Here is a 16,451-nt window from a genome sequence, read left to right as displayed (position 1 = left end):
TCCGTTTACCCGTTTCCGAATGATACCCATGAACGATCTGATTGTACCTGGCCTGACAAGCTCCCACGACTGGCCCGACCTGAAAGAGGATAAAACCGTCATTCGCCTGCTGGAGACGGCGGTATTGCCGCCCTACATCAATGGCTGCCGGTGGTTTGCCGGTAAAGCCCGCCAGCAGGATCATTTCGCGATTCGGGTCATTCACGAAATTCCGCTGCCCGGGGAAGCGGGTGGAAAGGCGTATCTGCTGATCGTCGGCGTCCGGTATGCCGACGGAGAAACCGAAAACTATCAGCTTCCGCTGGCGTTCATCCCCGACCGGTCGGGTCCGTCGGGGGAGGAGATTCCGCCGAAAGGAATCATTGCACCGGCTGCCTTCGGCGGACAGAGCGGCCAACTGGTCGACGGCATATACTTCGAACCCTTTCGGCTGGCGCTGTTCGAGGGTCTGGCCGGGCAGCATACGCTCCCTCAGGAAGCCGGACAACTGGTGTTTCACCGCGGGAAGGGGCTGGCGGAAGAAGACGGCGAAGGGCCGGTTCTGAACCGGGTGCTGCCGGTGGATTCCAGCAATTCGGCGCTGGTCTTCGGACCGGGGGCCACGGAAACGCGGCCCGGCGGGGAGAAGTATTTCATGAAACTGTACCGGAAGCTCTTTCAGGAGACGAACCCGGAGGTAGATATGGTCAGCTTTCTGACCGAAACCGGCCATTTTGCCCATATTCCTGCCTACGCGGGAAGCCTGGTGTGGCACCGCGATGCGGCCGGCCCGGAGCAGCGGCCGGAGATCACCCTGGGCATGATGCAGCTGATGGTCGAGAACCAGAAAGACAGCTGGGCGCTGACCGGCGATTACCTCAACGATTTTCTGTATGCCGTTCCGAACCGGATGTTTTCGGTCCGGGAGGATGTCTTCGATATGGTCGAACTGCTGGGAAAACGCAGCGGGCAGATGCACCTGGCGCTCTATAAACCCGAGGCCGGGCCGGCGTTTGCCCCCGAACCCTTTTCGGAAGAATACCGGGAGTTCATGATCCGGAGGGTGGAGAACCTGCTCGAACGCCGGTATAACCTCCTCATCGACAATTATACGAAGCTCGAGCCGCTGGCGCAGCGGCTGGCCTGGGTGTTCATGGAGGCCAAGGAAATGATCGACGCCTTCATCGACGATTTCCGGAAGCGGCCGTTGAAGTCGGCCCGTATCCGGATTCACGGGGATTATCACCTCGGGCAGGTGCTGGCGACCGGGCAGGACTTCATCATCATCGATTTCGAGGGAGAGCCGGAAAGCAGCATTGCCGAGCGGAAGATCAAGCATTCGCCCCTGAAGGACGTGGCCGGGATGATCCGGTCCTATCACTACGCCGTTTGCGCCAAGCTGTTCAACAGCCGCGAAACGGAGGGCATCGAGCCGGATCACCTCCAGCGGGTGTCCGACCGCTGGTTCAAACTGATCCGGGATACCTACATGGACGCGTATCTGGACGTATTCGGCAATCCGCATCCCCTGTTCGGCGACAGCAGCGAGGTCAACTTCCTGCTGCTGGTCTACCTGCTCGAAAAGGCGGTGTATGAGCTCGGGTATGAGATCAGCTACCGGCCGGCCTGGGTGAACATTCCGCTGAAGGGAATCGTCGACGTCATCCGTGAGATCGAGAAGATCCGCTCCGGCGACCCGAACGCCGATGAGAACATTTCTCCCCTGCCGATGGGGTTATTGCAGACGAAAAAAGAATAACTGAACGGAAACGCTCCCGGATAGGGAGCGACATACTTAGCCGCTGGTAAAAATTTCTCTATATTTCCGGCGCTAATCTGACCAGGCTGACTTATGGCGAAACGCACGACAACCCAGAATTTGAATCCTACTGAAGTGCAGACAGGAAAGCAGGAAGTAACTCCGCAGGTGGAAAACACACCCGCCGGGCCTTCGGCCGATGCGGCCGTCTCAGGCTACAGCCGGCTGACTGAATTTGACATCTATCTGTTCCGGGCCGGAAAGCACACCCGGCTCTACGATAAACTCGGTTCGCACGTCGTCGAGCTCAACGGCGTCGTCGGCACGTACTTTGCCGTCTGGGCACCGTCGGCCCGGTATGTATCGGTCATCGGGAATTTCAACGGCTGGAACAAGGGGAGCCATCCCCTGAACGTGCGCTGGGACAGTTCGGGCATCTGGGAGGGTTTCATTCCCGACATCGGCCGGGGAGAGGTCTATAAATACGCCATCACGCATGAAGGCGGCCGGGAACTCGAAAAGGGCGACCCCTACGCGCTCTGGTGGGAAACCCCGCCCAAAACGGCTTCCGTCGTCTGGGATACCTGGTACGAATGGAAGGACGACTACTGGATGAGAAACCGGGGCAAGTTCAACGCGCTCAACAAAGCCATTTCCGTCTATGAGGTCCACCTGGCCTCATGGCGTCGCGACCCGTCGGACCCCGAACGCCAGCTTTCCTACGGGGAGGTGGCCGACGCGCTGGTTCCCTACGTGAAGGAAATGGGCTTTACGCACGTGGAATTCATGCCCGTCATGGAACACCCGTATTCCCCCTCCTGGGGCTACCAGATTACCGGGTATTTCGCCCCGACCAGCCGGTTCGGAACCCCGCAGGACTTCATGACGCTGATCGAACGCCTGCATCACGAAAACATCGGCGTTTATCTCGACTGGGTCCCTTCACACTTCCCCGGCGACGCGCACGGCCTGTACGAGTTCGACGGTTCCCACCTGTACGAGCACCCCGATATGCGGAAAGGCTACCACCCCGACTGGAAAAGTTATATCTTCAACTACGGTCGGAACGAGGTTCGGTCGTTTCTGCTCAGCAACGCCCATTTCTGGCTCGACCGCTACCATATCGACGGACTGCGGGTCGATGCGGTGGCTTCCATGCTTTACCTCGATTATTCGCGAAACCACGGCGAATGGGAGCCGAACATCTTCGGCGGACGCGAGAATCTCGAAACCATTTCCCTGTTCAAGGAACTGAACGAGTCGGTGTACCGCGAATTTCCGGAGGTACAGACCATCGCCGAGGAATCGACCGCCTTTCCGGGCGTTTCCCGGCCGGCCTACACCGGGGGTCTGGGGTTCGGCATGAAATGGATGATGGGCTGGATGAACGACACGCTCCGGTACTTCGGGCGCGACGCGTACTACCGGCGCTGGCACCAGGACGAACTGACATTCAGCACCGTCTATGCCTTCTCGGAGAACTTCATGCTGCCGCTTTCGCACGACGAGGTGGTTTATGGGAAAAAGTCGCTGATCAGTAAAATGCCGGGCGACGAGTGGCAGCGTTTCGCCAACCTTCGGCTGCTGTTCACGTATATGTTCACGCACCCCGGCACCAAACTGCTGTTTATGGGCGGGGAGTTCGGGCAGACGTCCGAATGGAAGTTCTCCGGCAGCTTGGACTGGCATCTGCTCGACTACGCTCCCCACAAGGGCATGGCCGAGTGTGTCAAAGCCCTCAACCGGCTCTACCGGAACGAGCCGGCCCTGCACGAACTGAACTTCGCGCCCGAAGGCTTCGAGTGGATCGATACCATGGACCGGGAAAACAGCATTCTCATCTATGCCCGGAAAGGGACCCGAACCAGGGAACAGGCCATCATCGTACTGAATATGACGCCCGTACCCCGCTCCGACTACCGGATTGGCGTTCCGTCGGCCGGCACCTGGACCGAGGTCTTCAACAGCGACGGCAAGGAGTTCTTCGGAAGCGGTCTCAGCAATCCGGAACCGCTGGCCTCCCAGCCGGAGGAATGGCACGGACGGCCCAATTCCATACTGGTGACCATCCCGCCCCTGGGGGCCGTGGTATTTAAAATTCAGACCAATTGATAAGGGGGAGGGCCGGCGTATCGATTAAACGTCCGGCTTTCCATTTTTTTAATTTACTTTGTAACGCAAAGTAAAAGCTACCGTATGAGAATTCTGTTGACGACCGTTCTGGTCCTGATTTCCTTTTTCGCTTTTTCTCAATCCAGCGTATCCACCCGCATCAGCAGCGGAATCGATGTGGGGGCCGGCTTCAAAACCGATTATACCGTTCCTTCGATTACTTACTACGAATTACTGAATCTGGATGCGAACCGGATTTTTTCGGTGGGCTGGACCATCAAAGGCTCGGCTTTTTACGGGGACAACCTGAATTACATCACCGCACCGGCCAAACTGTCGCGCGGAAAAACCGGTTTTCCGGCTCTCTCCGCCCCCCTGATCCCCGAGAATCTCGATACCCTGCGGTACGATTGGGTGACGGGTACCTCTCTGAACCTGGGCCTGCGGGCGCAGATCCGGGTGGGACCGGTCGAGGTGGGTGGCAGCGCCGATATTCTGGGTCTCAGCTTCGGCAAGAACCGCACCGCGCGGTATATTTCCTCCAGCGGGCAGTATGAAATTACGAAATCCAATACTGAAAAGGATACGGTGACCTTCCGGTCCAGTCCGGGCCAGCGCGCCAAGCCCCAGACGCTGAATCTGCGCCTGCTCGGCGACAATGATTACGGAACGCTGGCGACCGAAGTCTATGTCCGGCTCCAGGTAACCCGGCGGGTCGGCCTTCGGGTCGCCTACCAGTGGATTACCACGGAAATGCGGGCCTCCAACAAAAACCTCATCGACGGCAACGACCGCTTCCGCAACACCGCATCCATGGCCTATGTCGGCTTGACGCTGCCCTTTTTTAAATGATTGAGTTGTTGAATTGTTGAGTGATTGAATTGGCGCTGCCATTCTTCGCATTGCGAAGCTTCATTCAACAATTCAACAATCCAACAATTAAACTTCTACCGGTTTCAACCCGAAGTACGTCTCGTAGATGGCTTCGCCGACTTCGTTGGTACGGGTCTGGAAGCGGTCGAGGTATTGGTGAAGGCCGGTTTTGAAGAGGTCGGCGGTTTCGGTGAATTCAATTTCGGAACGCAGTTTGCTGAGGGCTTTTTCAGCGTCGTTCTTGAAACCGTTGGTGATGGCGTTGCCGGAGATCTCGTAGAGCGACAGTTCGGCCTGGCGGATGCAGTGGGCCACCGATCGCGGAAAGAGTTTGTCGAGAATCAGGAATTCGACGATGGTCGAGGGGTTCAGCATCCGGTATTGCTGCCGGTACATGTTGTAGGCGCTGGCCGATTTCAGCACGGCCGTCCAGATCATCAGATCGAGCGTCGAACCGACGGCGTCGGAGTCGGGAAGGAGCGTGAAGTACTTGACGTCCAGGAAGCGGGAGGTTTTGTCGGCGCGTTCCAGAAAGCGTCCCACCCGACCGAAGTGCCAGCCCTCGTTGCGGGTGATGGTGCAGTCGATGATCCCGTAGAACTGCTGACAGCCGCTTTTCACGTCGTTCAGAAATTCCTGAAGGCCGTTCAGATTCCATTCGACGTTGGGAGACCGGTCCCGGACCCGCAGGTATAACTCGTTGATATTCTCCCACATCTCTTTCGAAATGCTCTCCCGGACGGTCCGGGCGTTCTCGCGGGCGTTGTTCAGACAACTGACGATCGAGTTGGGGTTCCGCTTGTCGAAGGTCATGAAATCGATGACGTTTTCGCGGGTTGGTTCCTGATAGTGGTTGTAGAACAGAAAGTTATCGGCCGTGGCGATCAGCAGCGGCTCCCATTGTTCGTCGACGTTGGGCGGCAGGTCCAGGGTAAGGTTAAAATTGACGCTCATGAAGCGGGCATAATTGTCGGCCCGTTCGATGTAGCGGTTCATCCAGTAAATGGAATTGGCAACGCGACTCAGCATAAAATCAAAATTATATACGGCGAATAATTCGTAAATATAATTTTTAATTGGAGAGGAAAGCAGTTACCGAAATAAAAAGTAATACGATCAAATCCTTCCGAATCTGTAGGCTTCTGAGGAATCTGTCGTTAATTTTGTGACTTAACTAAATCCTTTACCCGAATGAAGCGTACTCTTCTGGCCCTTACCCTTCTTGTCTCCGTGCTGGGTTCCTCACAGGCCGATCCGGGCGGAAAACCGGCCCCGAAGGCCGATCCGTCGCGGCTTTATGAAGTCCGGATTTATCACCCGACCCCCGGCAACTTCGACGCGATCGTCGACCGGTTCCGGCAGTATACCACTAAAATTTTTGAGAAGCATGGAATGACCAACATCGGTTACTGGATACCGACCGACACGACCCGCAAGGAATTGATTTACATCCTGTCTTATCCCAGCCGCGAAGCCCGGGATGCCTCCTGGAAGGCGTTCGGCAGCGATCCGGCCTGGAAGGAAGTCGTGGCTAAGACCGAAGCCAACGGAAAGATCGTAGCCAAAGTCGACCAGATCTTTATGACCGAAGCCGACATTTCCCCGAAAATCGAGGCTTCCAGAAAGTCCGGCCGCGTGTTCGAACTCCGGACGTATTCGCCTGCACCCGGAAAGCTGAACGACCTGGTGGCCCGTTTCCGTAACCATACGCTCGATCTGTTCACCAAACACGGCATGACCAATGTGGGTTACTGGCTGACGACCCAGCCCGATGAGTCCGGCCAGTCGAAGCTGGTTTATATTCTGGCCCATCCCAGCGAAGCAGAGGGCAAAAAACACTTCGATGAGTTCCGCAAGGACCCCAACTGGGTCAAAGCCAAAGCCGACTCGGAAAAGAACGGCCCGCTGACGACGAAAGTGGAATCCGTCTATATGAAAGCCACGGATTATTCTCCGATTCAGTAACCGGTTTTCCTCAAAAGAGCGAAGGCCCCGATCACTGATCGGGGCCTTCGCTTTTCAGAGGTCTTCGTCGCGCTCGAAGCCGTCGGAGAGGTATTTTCGGACGGCCTGGTGGGGCCGGAGTCCGTTGGGTTTCGGGCGGTTGCCGTTCGTGTTCGGCTTCTCGGGGTTGGCCCGGTCGGCAGAGGAGCGGGCTTTGGTGGCGAGGTTCGAAGTCGTGAAATAGCCGTTCCGGAACTGGTTGTATTCCTCTTCGGTCATGGCCTGCCGGGCCGCCTGCCCTTTCTCGTACCCGTCGTTGAACGAAGCGATCCGGCTGTCGGTGCGGGCCAGCTTGGCGTCTTCCAGCAGCCGGTCGATGTCCGCATTCAGCGTATCTTTCCGACGGCGCAGTTCTTCGGGGTTGGGATACACCTCCAGTTCGTTTTCGAGGATGCTTTTCTGGGTCAGCTGCTTTGCCAGTTCCTGCTGAACCGCCCGCAGCTGCTTATCCGCCCGTTTCCGGCGACGGCGCAGCCGCCACAGCTTCGGATCGACCTGAAGCCAGCGGAACCAGAAACTTTGCAGCACGGGGAGCGAAATGCCCAGACAAACCGCCCCGGCCAGGGCAAACAGAATCCCGCTCATCACGAAGGACAGCAACGCCCAGGGGCTATTGACCAGTTGCAGGTTCAGTTCGTCGGACTGCGCCAGCTGCTGTTCGATTTTCTGCAGAATGCGCTGATCGGCTACCGGATTCGGATTGGCCGGATCCAGGGGCGTCGCGTTCAGCTGCATGTTTTTGATGCTCTTGTTGATCGCTTCCTTCAGCTTGTCGGTGCGGTAGGCTTCGTAGCGGAACCAGCCCAGAATGAGCAGAGTAACAATCGAAAGCACCGCCATCCCGGTTTTGAACCAGCCATAGCGCCGGACGGCTTCGGGGGAGGCTTTGGTCAGATACGGTTCCTCGACCAGCCGGTCGTATACCGGTTTCAGCAGGATGGACACCATGGCCAGACCGACCGCAAACATCCAGGCTTCCACGTTGTTACGGATGTTCAGAGCATAAGCCACAATTTCGTGCGAGATGATCAGGTCACCGACCACGAAGGAGATCCCGGCGGCCAGAAAGAGCAGACCCGCAAACAGCGAATAGTCGGGGCTGGCCTTCCGCCGGCGTTCTTTCAGGCTTTCGCGTTCCTGGTCGATCGTATGGAGATCGGCTTCCAGCTGTTCGGCCTGTTTGCCGGCCAGGGTTGCCTGCATATTGTGTTCCTGAAGACGGTCGAAAGCCGAACGCCGTTGCGCCGTGCTGTCGGCCAGCTGCTGGTCGATCTGCCGGATTTCCTGCCGTTTATCCTCTACCCGTTCGCTGATCCATTCGTCGCTGGTCTGGCTGGACAGATAGCCTTCATAGGTCTGGCGGTCAACGCCCTCGATTCCGCTGGTGTAACCATGCTGGAAATCCTGGCTGTTCGTTGGCTGCGGTTGCTCGTTCATTTACAATCTGAGTTTACTTGTTGAAGTAACTCTTCGATGCATAGATTCAGGTTTTATCGTTTAAAGGCCCCGGTCCTGGATCGACCGTTTCTGGCTGTCGCTCAGCCGGTCGCGCAGGCTGCGGGCCAGATTGAATTCACTTTCGAAAATGCTGATCAGCATTTCCCGCCGGGCGATGATCCGGTGCAGTTCCGCTTCGGCCCGGTTCAGATGCGGCAGTACCTGCCACTTCCGCACCCGCAGGCCGTCGATCTCGCCCGTCAATTGATACATCTCTTTTTCCCAGGCTTCTGTTTTAATTTCCCGCTCTTTTTCAAGCTTTTTCTCCTGACTGCGAAACCGGAGATCGTTCCGAAGGAGCGTCAGCGTGCCCAGGAGCAGCTTTCCGGCCAGCAGGAACAGAAAGAGCGTAAATACGAAAACACCGACCGCTCTGGAAACGGGCTGGGTCTGCAGAGCCTGAATAAAGATAAATACCGAGGCCGCCACCGGCAGGCCGGCTTCCTCCAGAACCCGCCGTACGTTCACCCGCGAGCCGGTATCGTGGAACATCGAAGTCCGACCGTACAGACTGAACATTCCGGCGAGAAAAACGCCGATGGAAATCAGGCGGCTTTCCTGAAAAACCGGCCGCATGGTTTCTTCGATCAGGAAATAATTTCCGAGGCACATGGCCCCCGAAAGGACCAGCCCGGCCACGGTGCGCGGCAGCTGGTGTTCGCCCTCCGGCCGGCGGTTTTGCAGTTCCTCCGTTTTCCGGCCTAACTCGACGATTCGGTTTTCCTTCTGTTCAATGAACAGGTTCAGTTCGCCGATGCGCTCGCGGTAATGCTCCACCTCCTGCTCCAGCCGGGCGGTCTGCCGCTGGAAATACATCCGGATCACCGCTACCTTTTCTTCCGCCCGGGATTCCGACAGGCCGAAAAGAACGCCTTCATCCCGCAGCAGGTTTTCATCCTCCAGCCAGTCGGGCAGCGGTTCCGCCGTTTCCACTTCCGGCACAAACGCTTCAAACCGTTCGGATGCCGGCCGGCTTTCCGGCAATGCCGGATCCGGCAACGAAGAGGCCGGCTCTGTCGTCGGGTCGGGAGGGCGGGGTGTGGGCCGGAGCCGGTGAATCAGTCGTTCAAAAAAGGTCATATCCGAACGGTATTCCTGCAAAAGAATGTACTGGTAAAAACTCGGTGGGTAGCGGTATTATTGCTTAACAAGCCCGCTTTTTGAAAGGTTCGACGGTTCAGGGTGGTTTTTCCCTATCCGGCCGCGGGCGAATCGACCGGCCGCACGCCGATGATCCGGAAAAGAAGCAGACAGACCGCCAGCAAACCGGCAAAGATGAGGCTGAGCCACGGATTGTAATACACGATGGCGATCAGGCAGACCAACGACAGGATCAGGGCGGTCAGGGGAACATACGGGTACCCGGGCGCTACGAAGGGCCGTTCGAGGGCAGGTTCCTTCCGGCGGAGGGCAAACAGGCTCAGCAGGCTGCTGATGTACATCGCCACGGCGCCGAGGGCGGAAAGAATGATGATTTCGCCGGTCGTTCCGGAGAAAAGGGCCACGAAACCGACCCCACCGCCGACGATGAGCGCCCAGTGCGGGGTCTGAAACCGTCGGTTGACGTCCGCCAGAAATTCCGGCAGGTAGCCGCTGCGGGCCAGGGCATAGATTTGCCGGGAATAGCCGATGGTGTTGCAGTGGAAGGAGGCAATCAGCCCGAACAGGCCGAGGCTGGCGAAGATTTTCGACCAGGGGCTGTTGCGGCCCAGCACCATCGCCAGCGTTTCGGGCAGGGGATAGTCGATTTCGCTGAGCAGTCGCCAGTCGCCCACCCCGCCGGTGAGCAGCATGGTTCCGACCGCCAGCACCACCAGGGTGCCGATGCTGAGCAGATAGCCGCGCGGGATGGTCTTCTTCGGGTCCTTCACCTCCTCCGCCACCATGGCGACGCCTTCGATGGCGAGGTAAAACCAGATGGCGAAGGGCAGAGCGGCAAAGATACCCTCCACACCGAACGACTCGTTATGAGCCACGAAATTGGCCGTCCGGTAAGAGGGGGCAACCAGAGCCATAAAGACGATCAGTTCCAGAACCGAGAGCACCGTAATGACCATCGAAAAGTTGGCCGACTCCTTGATTCCCAGAATGTTGATGGTGATGAAAACGAAGTATGAGGCCGTTGCTACCCACAACACCGGGAGGTCCGGGTTGAGAAAATGGGCGTAGGCCCCCAGCGCGGCTGCAATGGCCGGCGGAGCCATCAGAAAGTCGATGAGGGTGGCAAACCCGGCGATGAAAGCCCCCGTCGGCCCGAAAGCACGGAAGGCATAGGTGAAGGGTCCGCCCGCATCCGGAATGGAGGTGGTCAGCTCGGTATAGCTGAAGATGAAGGTGATATACAGGACCGTAACCAGCAGCGTGGCAATCAGAAAACCGATGGTGCCCGCGGCCGCCCAGCCGTAGTTCCAGCCGAAATACTCACCCGAAATCACCATGCCCACCGCAATCGACCAGAGTTGGGCGGTGGTGATCACTTTACGCAGGCCGGGCCGGGCAACAGTCGCCCGGGAGCCTTCTGGAGGTTCCGTCATGGGAGAACGACAAAAATGAGAAAATAAACGAATGAAGCGGTCGGCGCAATGTACTAAAAAATCGGGGTTTTACGGATTCAAAAACAGCTTTTGCAGGACCAGCCATAACTTCCGTTTCAGCTTCTGATCGGCTTCGAGGGCAGAAAGCGGGTCGGCCAGCAGGAAGGTAATACCGAACAGCCGCAGAGGTTCGTAACGGTTCAGGTGGATATCGAGGTGGACGGTTTTGAACGGCACCCCGAACGAGATGAAATGATGGATGGACTTATTTTCGAACACCGCATGGAAGTCCATCAGACCGGAACCCGCCAGGTTCATCAGGTCGACTTCCTCCAGGCTGAGATGGATCGCCTTCAGCACCTTATCGAGGAAAATCTGCTCGCTGGGCTGGAGTTCTTCGTCGATCAGAATCAGCACTTTCTGTTTGGGCTCGGTGGGCGGTGTTTTAACGGTCGGCGGGGCGGCCGGTTCCGGGGTGACCGATACCGGTTCATTGGAACCCGTTCCGACCGGCGGCATTTCGACCGGCTCCGTGATGAGGGCCACCGGTTCGGGCTCCGGGTCGTCAAGCAGCACCAGTTCCACCGGTTCCTCCGGCAGGTCCGGCTCGGGGAGTAATTCCGCAACGGGCCGTTCCTGAATTTCTTCCGGTTCGGGAATCAGCACCGGCACGGGTTCCGGTGACTTTTCGGCAACGACGGCCCGGTGCACCGGCTCAGGTTCCGGAACCTGGAAGAGCGCATCTTCCGCAAACAGGTATTGGTACGCGTTCTTTTTCATGGTTTACCGCAGGAACCGGTGCGCCGAATTTTACTGTAATTGATACCATTTCACGGAAGACAGGGGCTTCCGCCGTCCGTCGAACGTCTTCTTCTCCGGGCCGTAGTGGGTCACCAGGTAATCCAGCACCGCCGGTTCGGATTCGCCCAGATCCCAGAGTTTCTGCGTCTGCTGCATCCAGCGGATCTTCTGTTTCCAGCCGTCGCGGGTGAAGCGGTTTTGCAGGATCAGCTTGCTGGAATGGCAGGCCGTGCAATGAGCGATGACCAGATTCAGCCGTTCATCGACGACCAGCCCGGTATTGGGATCATGCCGGACCGAATCGGCCACGGATGCCCGCCGACCCGCCGGGTGGGTCACCGGCCCGGTTTCGGACGGCCTCAGCGCCGACAGACTGAGCAGTCCGACGGCGAGGGAGGAAAGGAACAGTGCGATTTTTATGGTTCTCATCCTTAGCTTTTCAGACAGCCGATTAGCAGCAGGGCCCAGCCGGCCAGCATCAGCAGGCCGCCGATGGGGGCCACGGCACCGAATTTGGTAATTCCCGTAAAACAAATGGCGTAGAGCGATCCGCTGAAGATGATGACCCCGAAAAGATACGCATAGCCGGCCCAGGAGTAAAACCGGGCGCCGTCTGCCGGAGTGGCCGGCGCCTGCAGCAGCACGCCGATCAGCACCAGCGCCAGCGCGTGGTAGAACTGGTATTTCACGGCCGTTTCAAACGTATCAAAACGGCCGGCGGCTTCGAGCGAAGCCCGCAGGGCGTGGGCGCCGAAGGCCCCCAGGGCCACCCCCAGAAAGCCCAGCACGGCCCCGGCCTGAATGAAGAATTTATACATAGCTTAGTTTCTCGCTCCAAATATCGCACTTCCGACGCGAACCATCGTACTTCCTTCTTCGACGGCCAACAAATAATCTCCGCTCATTCCCATGGAAAGCTCCGAAAACTGCACATTCGGTTTTCGAATACCGCTCAGGTGGTCGAAAAGCTGTTTCAGCCCTCTGAATTCCCTGCGGATCTGCGGCTCGTCGTCGGTATTGGTTGCCATGCCCATCAGGCCCACGATCCGGACGTTCGCCAGGGCTTCCAGTTCCGGGCCGTTCAGCAGTGATTCCGCTTCCGTGGCGTCGAGCCCGAATTTGGTTTCTTCCTGCGCAATGTGAATCTGCAGGAGGCAGTCGATGACGCGTCCGGCTTTGGCGGCCTGTTTATTGATTTCCTGCAACAGGCGCAGGCTGTCGACCGAATGGATCAGGGTGACGAAGGAAGCGATTTGTTTTACCTTGTTGGTCTGTAGGTGGCCGATCAGGTGCCATTCGAGGTCGGCCGGAAGCTGCGGCTGTTTTTCCGTCATTTCCTGCACCTTGTTTTCCCCGAAACGGCGGCAGCCGGCGTCGTACGCCTGCTTCAGGAGGTCGACCGGTTTGGTTTTCGTGACGGCGATCAGTTTGGCCCGGCCCTGAAGCCGGGATTCGATCTGGCGGATGCTGGCGGCAATGGTCATGCTCTCTGAAATATTCCAAGATTAAACTGGAACCGATTGAAAAACGGAACGGAAACTATTACTTTACGGCAAATAACGATAATAAACCACTGTCTCACCACCCATGGAGTCTTATAATCAGGACCGAAGGAACAACCGAAAGAATTACCTGCTTGTGGCTTTGGGGATTCTGGCTGCGCTGAACCTGCTGCTTCTTTACTTCTATTACCAGGAACGTCAGACCAACCGCGTCCAGCAGACGGCTCTGGCCGATAAGACCCAGGAGGTGATGGCGACCAAAGTCCGGCTGGACTCGATTTCCGCCCAGCTGGACGCTAAAATTTCCGAAATCCAGTCGCTGGGCGGGCGGGTCGATTCCCTGCTGAAAGTAAAGGAGCAACTGGAGGCCGACAAGCGAAATCTGCGCAACGTAGCCGCCTTCGACGCCCGAAAATACGAAGCCAAAATCCGGAACTATGTCAGTCTGCTCAGCGCCAAAGACCGGGAGATTGCGCAGCTCAAGGAGGAAAACAGCGTGCTGACCTCGCAGAACCAGACCCTGACCGAAGAAAATACGACGCTCAAGAACGAACGACAGGCGCTGGCCGATACCGTCAGCACCTATTCCGAAAAGAACCGCGAACTGACCGAGAAAGTCACCATTGCCGCGGCCCTGAAGGCCGAGAACCTGAACGTGACCGCCATCAACCGGCGCGGGAAGGAGAGCGAGGGCGGTAAATACCGGGCGAAGCGCATTGATAAGGTGAAGGTAACCTTCCGGCTGTCGACCAACCCGCTGACCGAGCAGAACGAGAAAGAGATTTTCATGCGGATTCTGGACCCCAGCGGGGCGGTCATTGCCGACATGGCTACCGGTTCCGGGCAGTTCATCTACAACGGGCAGGAGATGGTCTATACCGCCAAACAACCCATCACTTATACCAATGACGGCCAGGAAGTTTCCTTTATCTACGGCCGTGGGAGCCTGCCCTTCAAGGAGGGCACGCACAGCATCGAACTGTATTCCGAAGGGTTTAAAATCGGGCAGGGCGAGTTCACGGTGAAATAAAGAGCCGGTTGATATACCGACAGGAGGAAGCAGCCGGGGTCGGCTGCTTTATTTTTTCTCCGTTTCATTTTTCTCATTGCGCAAAAAGTGTTAATTTTGCGACCTCATTTTGAATCAATTATCCATTTAACACAATTGTCATGCAGTTCACCAAGAACTATGAGACGGTGTTCATCTTAACTCCCGTTTTATCTGAATCCCAGATGAAGGACACTGTCGACAAGTTTCGCAAAGTGCTTGTAGATAACGGCGCGGAACTTGTTCACGAAGAAGCCATGGGCCTGCGGAAACTGGCCTATCCGATTCAGCACAAGAATACCGGGTACTACTTCCTGTTTGAATTCAAATCCGAAACCCGGGTACCGGAAGCACTCGACGTCGAGTATCGCCGGGACGAACGCATCATGCGTCACCTTACCACCGTTCTCGATAAGCACGCGATTGCTTACAACGAGCGCCGTCGGAAAGGCCAGCTTGGAAAAAGTAAACAGCAAACCGAAAAAGCAGGAGAGGAGGCCAATTAATCATGAGTCTGCAGAACGAACCCGTCAGCAAAAACGAAAACCGGAAGAAATACTGCCGTTTCAAACGGTCCGGTATCAAATACATCGATTATAAAGACCCCAACTTCTTGCTGAAACTGCTCAACGAGCAGGGCAAGATTCTGCCCCGGCGGATTACGGGTACAAGCCTGAAATACCAGCGGAAAGTTGGTCAGGCGGTGAAGCGGGCCCGCCACCTGGCGTTGCTGCCCTACGTAGGCGATTCATTGAAATAAGTCATTCCCAACCATGCAAATTATTCTCAAAACCGATATCGCCGGCCTGGGTTACAAGAACGACGTCGTTGACGTAAAACCGGGCTACGGCCGTAACTACCTGATTCCGCAGGGCTTCGCCGTCATGGCAACGGAATCCAACAAAAAAATTGTTGCCGAGAACATCCGTCAGGCCGCTCACAAAGTCGAGAAGATTAAAAACGACGCGCTGGCTATCGCCGAATCGATCGGAGAAATGACGCTGACCATCCCGGCCAAAGCCGGTGAGAGCGGTAAGATCTTCGGCCGGGTAACCAACACCCAGGTCGCCGACGCGCTGAAAGAAAAAGGCTTCGAAATCGACCGGAAAAAAATCACGATCGACGAGGTCAAAGTACTGGGTACCTACAACGCGACACTCGACCTGCACAAGGAAGTGAAGCACCCGATCAAGTTTGAAGTAGTAGCCGAGTAATCGCTTGACGATTAATTGGTTAAACTGAAAAATAAATCAGGGCGGTCCGGAGTTTTCCGGACCGCTTTTTTGTTATTCAGGTATGCACTTTCGTACTGAACTGACGCCGGAAAAATTGCCGGCCCTGATCCAAACCGATTCGCGCATTGTCTCCGTCGGCTCCTGTTTTGCCGAGGGGATGGGGCGCCGTCTGTCCGAGAACAAGGTAGAGGTTCTGAACAACCCGTTCGGGACGCTGTTCAATCCGATTTCCATTTCAAAACTGCTGCTGACGGTCGCCGAAGCCGCTTCCGGCCGCCCGGCCGAACCAGATCCCGACCTGTTTCTGGAACGCGACGGACTCTGGTTTCACTATGATTTCCACTCCTCGCTGTGGGGACGAAGCCGGCAGGAACTGCACGAACGGCTGCAGGAGCGGCTGCTGGATACCGGCCAAGCCCTGCAGAAGGCCGACTGGCTGCTGCTGACGCTCGGTACGGCTATGGTTTACCGCCATATCGAAACCGGGAAGGTGGTGGCCAACTGTCATAAGATGCCGGGCTTCCTGTTTGAGAAATACCTGTATACCTACGAACATATTCAGGATACGATGACCGGCCTGGTCCGGAAACTGAAACGGTTCAATCCGAATCTTCGGATTCTGCTGACGGTCAGCCCGGTTCGGCATACCAAAGACTCGCTGCCCCTGAATCAGGTCAGCAAATCGCTGCTGCGGACCGTGAGCCACGAACTGACGGTCTGGCAGGACCATGTGCATTATTTTCCGGCGTACGAGATCATGATGGATGACCTTCGGGATTACCGGTTTTACGATGCCGACCTGATCCATCCGAACGCCGTGGCGGAAGACTATATTTTTCAAAAATTTGCCGAAAGCGCGTTTGATAACGAACTTCGCGGATTCATTCCCGAATGGCAGAACATCCGCCGGGCAATGGCTCACCGGCCGCTTCACGAAGGATCGGTTTCGCACCGGCGGTTCCTGGAAGACCTGCTGAAACGGCTCGAAACCGTTTCCGCGAAAGTGGACGTCGCCCAGGAACGCATGGAAATCCAGCGCCAGCTGACGGCCCTGAATGCCGCCGACCCGGATGCCAGCCAGGCCGCCTGACCATTCATCAAACCGAC

At 56.8% G+C, this 16,451-nt stretch carries 17 protein-coding genes; 9 read left to right on the top strand and 8 right to left on the bottom strand.

Annotated elements, in window-relative coordinates; genetic code table 11:
- The first annotated feature begins 28 nt into the window (after nucleotides 1–28).
- The 3 genes from DX909_RS08220 (at nucleotide 29) to DX909_RS08210 (ending at nucleotide 4,702) form a co-directional block, all read left to right on the top strand.
- Nucleotides 29–1,738: a putative maltokinase gene (locus DX909_RS08220; protein ID WP_128544664.1), complete on the top strand. Its 1,710-nt coding sequence runs from the start codon at nucleotides 29–31 to the stop codon at nucleotides 1,736–1,738.
- Between the two features lie 93 nt (nucleotides 1,739–1,831).
- A complete protein-coding gene (gene glgB, locus DX909_RS08215; RefSeq protein ID WP_128544663.1) occupies nucleotides 1,832–3,850 on the top strand; it encodes a 1,4-alpha-glucan branching protein GlgB in 2,019 nt (672 codons plus the stop codon).
- A gap of 84 nt (nucleotides 3,851–3,934) precedes the next feature.
- The gene (locus tag DX909_RS08210) at nucleotides 3,935–4,702 is read left to right on the top strand and encodes a hypothetical protein (protein ID WP_128544662.1); all 768 of its coding nucleotides are present in this window, start codon (nucleotides 3,935–3,937) and stop codon (nucleotides 4,700–4,702) included.
- 87 nt (nucleotides 4,703–4,789) lie between these two features.
- Here the strand turns inward: DX909_RS08210 and DX909_RS08205 are convergent, their stop codons facing one another.
- On the bottom strand, nucleotides 4,790–5,752 hold the full coding sequence (locus tag DX909_RS08205; protein WP_128544661.1) for an alpha-E domain-containing protein: 963 nt from the start codon (nucleotides 5,750–5,752) through the stop codon (nucleotides 4,790–4,792).
- Nucleotides 5,753–5,914: 162 nt separating this feature from the next.
- Here DX909_RS08205 and DX909_RS08200 point away from each other — a divergent pair, with 162 nt between their 5' ends.
- Nucleotides 5,915–6,688 (top strand): NIPSNAP family protein, encoded by a 774-nt coding sequence (locus DX909_RS08200; protein ID WP_128544660.1) that lies wholly within the window; start codon nucleotides 5,915–5,917, stop codon nucleotides 6,686–6,688.
- 54 nt (nucleotides 6,689–6,742) lie between these two features.
- Here DX909_RS08200 and DX909_RS08195 read toward each other — a convergent pair whose 3' ends face one another.
- From DX909_RS08195 to DX909_RS08165, 7 genes are all read right to left on the bottom strand, one after another.
- Entirely contained in the window at nucleotides 6,743–8,164 is a 1,422-nt protein-coding gene (locus DX909_RS08195; protein WP_128544659.1) for a hypothetical protein, read from the bottom strand.
- 60 nt (nucleotides 8,165–8,224) lie between these two features.
- Nucleotides 8,225–9,304 (bottom strand): hypothetical protein, encoded by a 1,080-nt coding sequence (locus DX909_RS08190; RefSeq protein ID WP_128544658.1) that lies wholly within the window; start codon nucleotides 9,302–9,304, stop codon nucleotides 8,225–8,227.
- A gap of 113 nt (nucleotides 9,305–9,417) precedes the next feature.
- Nucleotides 9,418–10,758 carry an ethanolamine permease gene (eat, locus tag DX909_RS08185; RefSeq protein WP_128544657.1) on the bottom strand — a complete coding sequence of 447 codons (1,341 nt, stop codon included), beginning with the start codon at nucleotides 10,756–10,758 and terminating at the stop codon, nucleotides 9,418–9,420.
- Nucleotides 10,759–10,827: 69 nt separating this feature from the next.
- Nucleotides 10,828–11,538 carry a hypothetical protein gene (locus tag DX909_RS08180; RefSeq protein WP_128544656.1) on the bottom strand — a complete coding sequence of 237 codons (711 nt, stop codon included), beginning with the start codon at nucleotides 11,536–11,538 and terminating at the stop codon, nucleotides 10,828–10,830.
- A gap of 30 nt (nucleotides 11,539–11,568) precedes the next feature.
- A complete protein-coding gene (locus tag DX909_RS08175; protein ID WP_128544655.1) occupies nucleotides 11,569–11,988 on the bottom strand; it encodes a hypothetical protein in 420 nt (139 codons plus the stop codon).
- Nucleotides 11,989–11,990: 2 nt separating this feature from the next.
- The gene (locus DX909_RS08170) at nucleotides 11,991–12,377 is read right to left on the bottom strand and encodes a DUF423 domain-containing protein (protein ID WP_128544654.1); all 387 of its coding nucleotides are present in this window, start codon (nucleotides 12,375–12,377) and stop codon (nucleotides 11,991–11,993) included.
- Nucleotides 12,378–12,380: 3 nt separating this feature from the next.
- Nucleotides 12,381–13,043 carry a YggS family pyridoxal phosphate-dependent enzyme gene (locus tag DX909_RS08165; protein WP_128544653.1) on the bottom strand — a complete coding sequence of 221 codons (663 nt, stop codon included), beginning with the start codon at nucleotides 13,041–13,043 and terminating at the stop codon, nucleotides 12,381–12,383.
- A gap of 103 nt (nucleotides 13,044–13,146) precedes the next feature.
- On the opposite strand from DX909_RS08165, the gene DX909_RS08160 reads away from it, so the two are divergent.
- From DX909_RS08160 to DX909_RS08140, 5 genes are all read left to right on the top strand, one after another.
- On the top strand, nucleotides 13,147–14,091 hold the full coding sequence (locus DX909_RS08160; RefSeq protein WP_128544652.1) for a cell division protein ZapB: 945 nt from the start codon (nucleotides 13,147–13,149) through the stop codon (nucleotides 14,089–14,091).
- Between the two features lie 140 nt (nucleotides 14,092–14,231).
- On the top strand, nucleotides 14,232–14,615 hold the full coding sequence (gene rpsF, locus DX909_RS08155; RefSeq protein WP_128544651.1) for a 30S ribosomal protein S6: 384 nt from the start codon (nucleotides 14,232–14,234) through the stop codon (nucleotides 14,613–14,615).
- 2 nt (nucleotides 14,616–14,617) lie between these two features.
- Nucleotides 14,618–14,869 carry a 30S ribosomal protein S18 gene (gene rpsR / locus DX909_RS08150; RefSeq protein ID WP_128544650.1) on the top strand — a complete coding sequence of 84 codons (252 nt, stop codon included), beginning with the start codon at nucleotides 14,618–14,620 and terminating at the stop codon, nucleotides 14,867–14,869.
- A 13-nt stretch (nucleotides 14,870–14,882) separates the two neighbouring features.
- Nucleotides 14,883–15,323, top strand: coding sequence for a 50S ribosomal protein L9 (gene rplI / locus DX909_RS08145; protein ID WP_128544649.1), 441 nt, complete (start codon nucleotides 14,883–14,885; stop codon nucleotides 15,321–15,323).
- 82 nt (nucleotides 15,324–15,405) lie between these two features.
- Nucleotides 15,406–16,434 (top strand): GSCFA domain-containing protein, encoded by a 1,029-nt coding sequence (locus DX909_RS08140; RefSeq protein ID WP_128544648.1) that lies wholly within the window; start codon nucleotides 15,406–15,408, stop codon nucleotides 16,432–16,434.
- Nucleotides 16,435–16,451: the final 17 nt, after the last annotated feature.

The organism is Larkinella soli (genome assembly GCF_003703975.1).
GTDB classification, from domain to species: Bacteria; Bacteroidota; Bacteroidia; order Cytophagales; family Spirosomataceae; genus Larkinella; species Larkinella soli.
Note: the sequence above shows the minus strand (reverse complement) of the source record. Positions and strands in the feature narration are given on the sequence as shown.

Bases quoted from the DNA above. Each gene is read 5' to 3' on its own strand.
- DX909_RS08200 (WP_128544660.1), top strand. From the start codon at position 5,915: ATGAAGCGTACTCTTCTGGCCCTTACCCTTCTTGTCTCCGTGCTGGGT.
- eat (WP_128544657.1), bottom strand. From the start codon at position 10,758: ATGACGGAACCTCCAGAAGGCTCCCGGGCGACTGTTGCCCGGCCCGGC.
- DX909_RS08165 (WP_128544653.1), bottom strand. From the start codon at position 13,043: ATGACCATTGCCGCCAGCATCCGCCAGATCGAATCCCGGCTTCAGGGC.
- glgB (WP_128544663.1), top strand. From the start codon at position 1,832: ATGGCGAAACGCACGACAACCCAGAATTTGAATCCTACTGAAGTGCAG.
- DX909_RS08190 (WP_128544658.1), bottom strand. From the start codon at position 9,304: ATGACCTTTTTTGAACGACTGATTCACCGGCTCCGGCCCACACCCCGC.
- rpsF (WP_128544651.1), top strand. From the start codon at position 14,232: ATGCAGTTCACCAAGAACTATGAGACGGTGTTCATCTTAACTCCCGTT.
- DX909_RS08160 (WP_128544652.1), top strand. From the start codon at position 13,147: ATGGAGTCTTATAATCAGGACCGAAGGAACAACCGAAAGAATTACCTG.
- DX909_RS08180 (WP_128544656.1), bottom strand. From the start codon at position 11,538: ATGAAAAAGAACGCGTACCAATACCTGTTTGCGGAAGATGCGCTCTTC.
- DX909_RS08205 (WP_128544661.1), bottom strand. From the start codon at position 5,752: ATGCTGAGTCGCGTTGCCAATTCCATTTACTGGATGAACCGCTACATC.
- rpsR (WP_128544650.1), top strand. From the start codon at position 14,618: ATGAGTCTGCAGAACGAACCCGTCAGCAAAAACGAAAACCGGAAGAAA.
- DX909_RS08195 (WP_128544659.1), bottom strand. From the start codon at position 8,164: ATGAACGAGCAACCGCAGCCAACGAACAGCCAGGATTTCCAGCATGGT.
- rplI (WP_128544649.1), top strand. From the start codon at position 14,883: ATGCAAATTATTCTCAAAACCGATATCGCCGGCCTGGGTTACAAGAAC.
- DX909_RS08220 (WP_128544664.1), top strand. From the start codon at position 29: ATGAACGATCTGATTGTACCTGGCCTGACAAGCTCCCACGACTGGCCC.
- DX909_RS08170 (WP_128544654.1), bottom strand. From the start codon at position 12,377: ATGTATAAATTCTTCATTCAGGCCGGGGCCGTGCTGGGCTTTCTGGGG.
- DX909_RS08140 (WP_128544648.1), top strand. From the start codon at position 15,406: ATGCACTTTCGTACTGAACTGACGCCGGAAAAATTGCCGGCCCTGATC.
- DX909_RS08210 (WP_128544662.1), top strand. From the start codon at position 3,935: ATGAGAATTCTGTTGACGACCGTTCTGGTCCTGATTTCCTTTTTCGCT.
- DX909_RS08175 (WP_128544655.1), bottom strand. From the start codon at position 11,988: ATGAGAACCATAAAAATCGCACTGTTCCTTTCCTCCCTCGCCGTCGGA.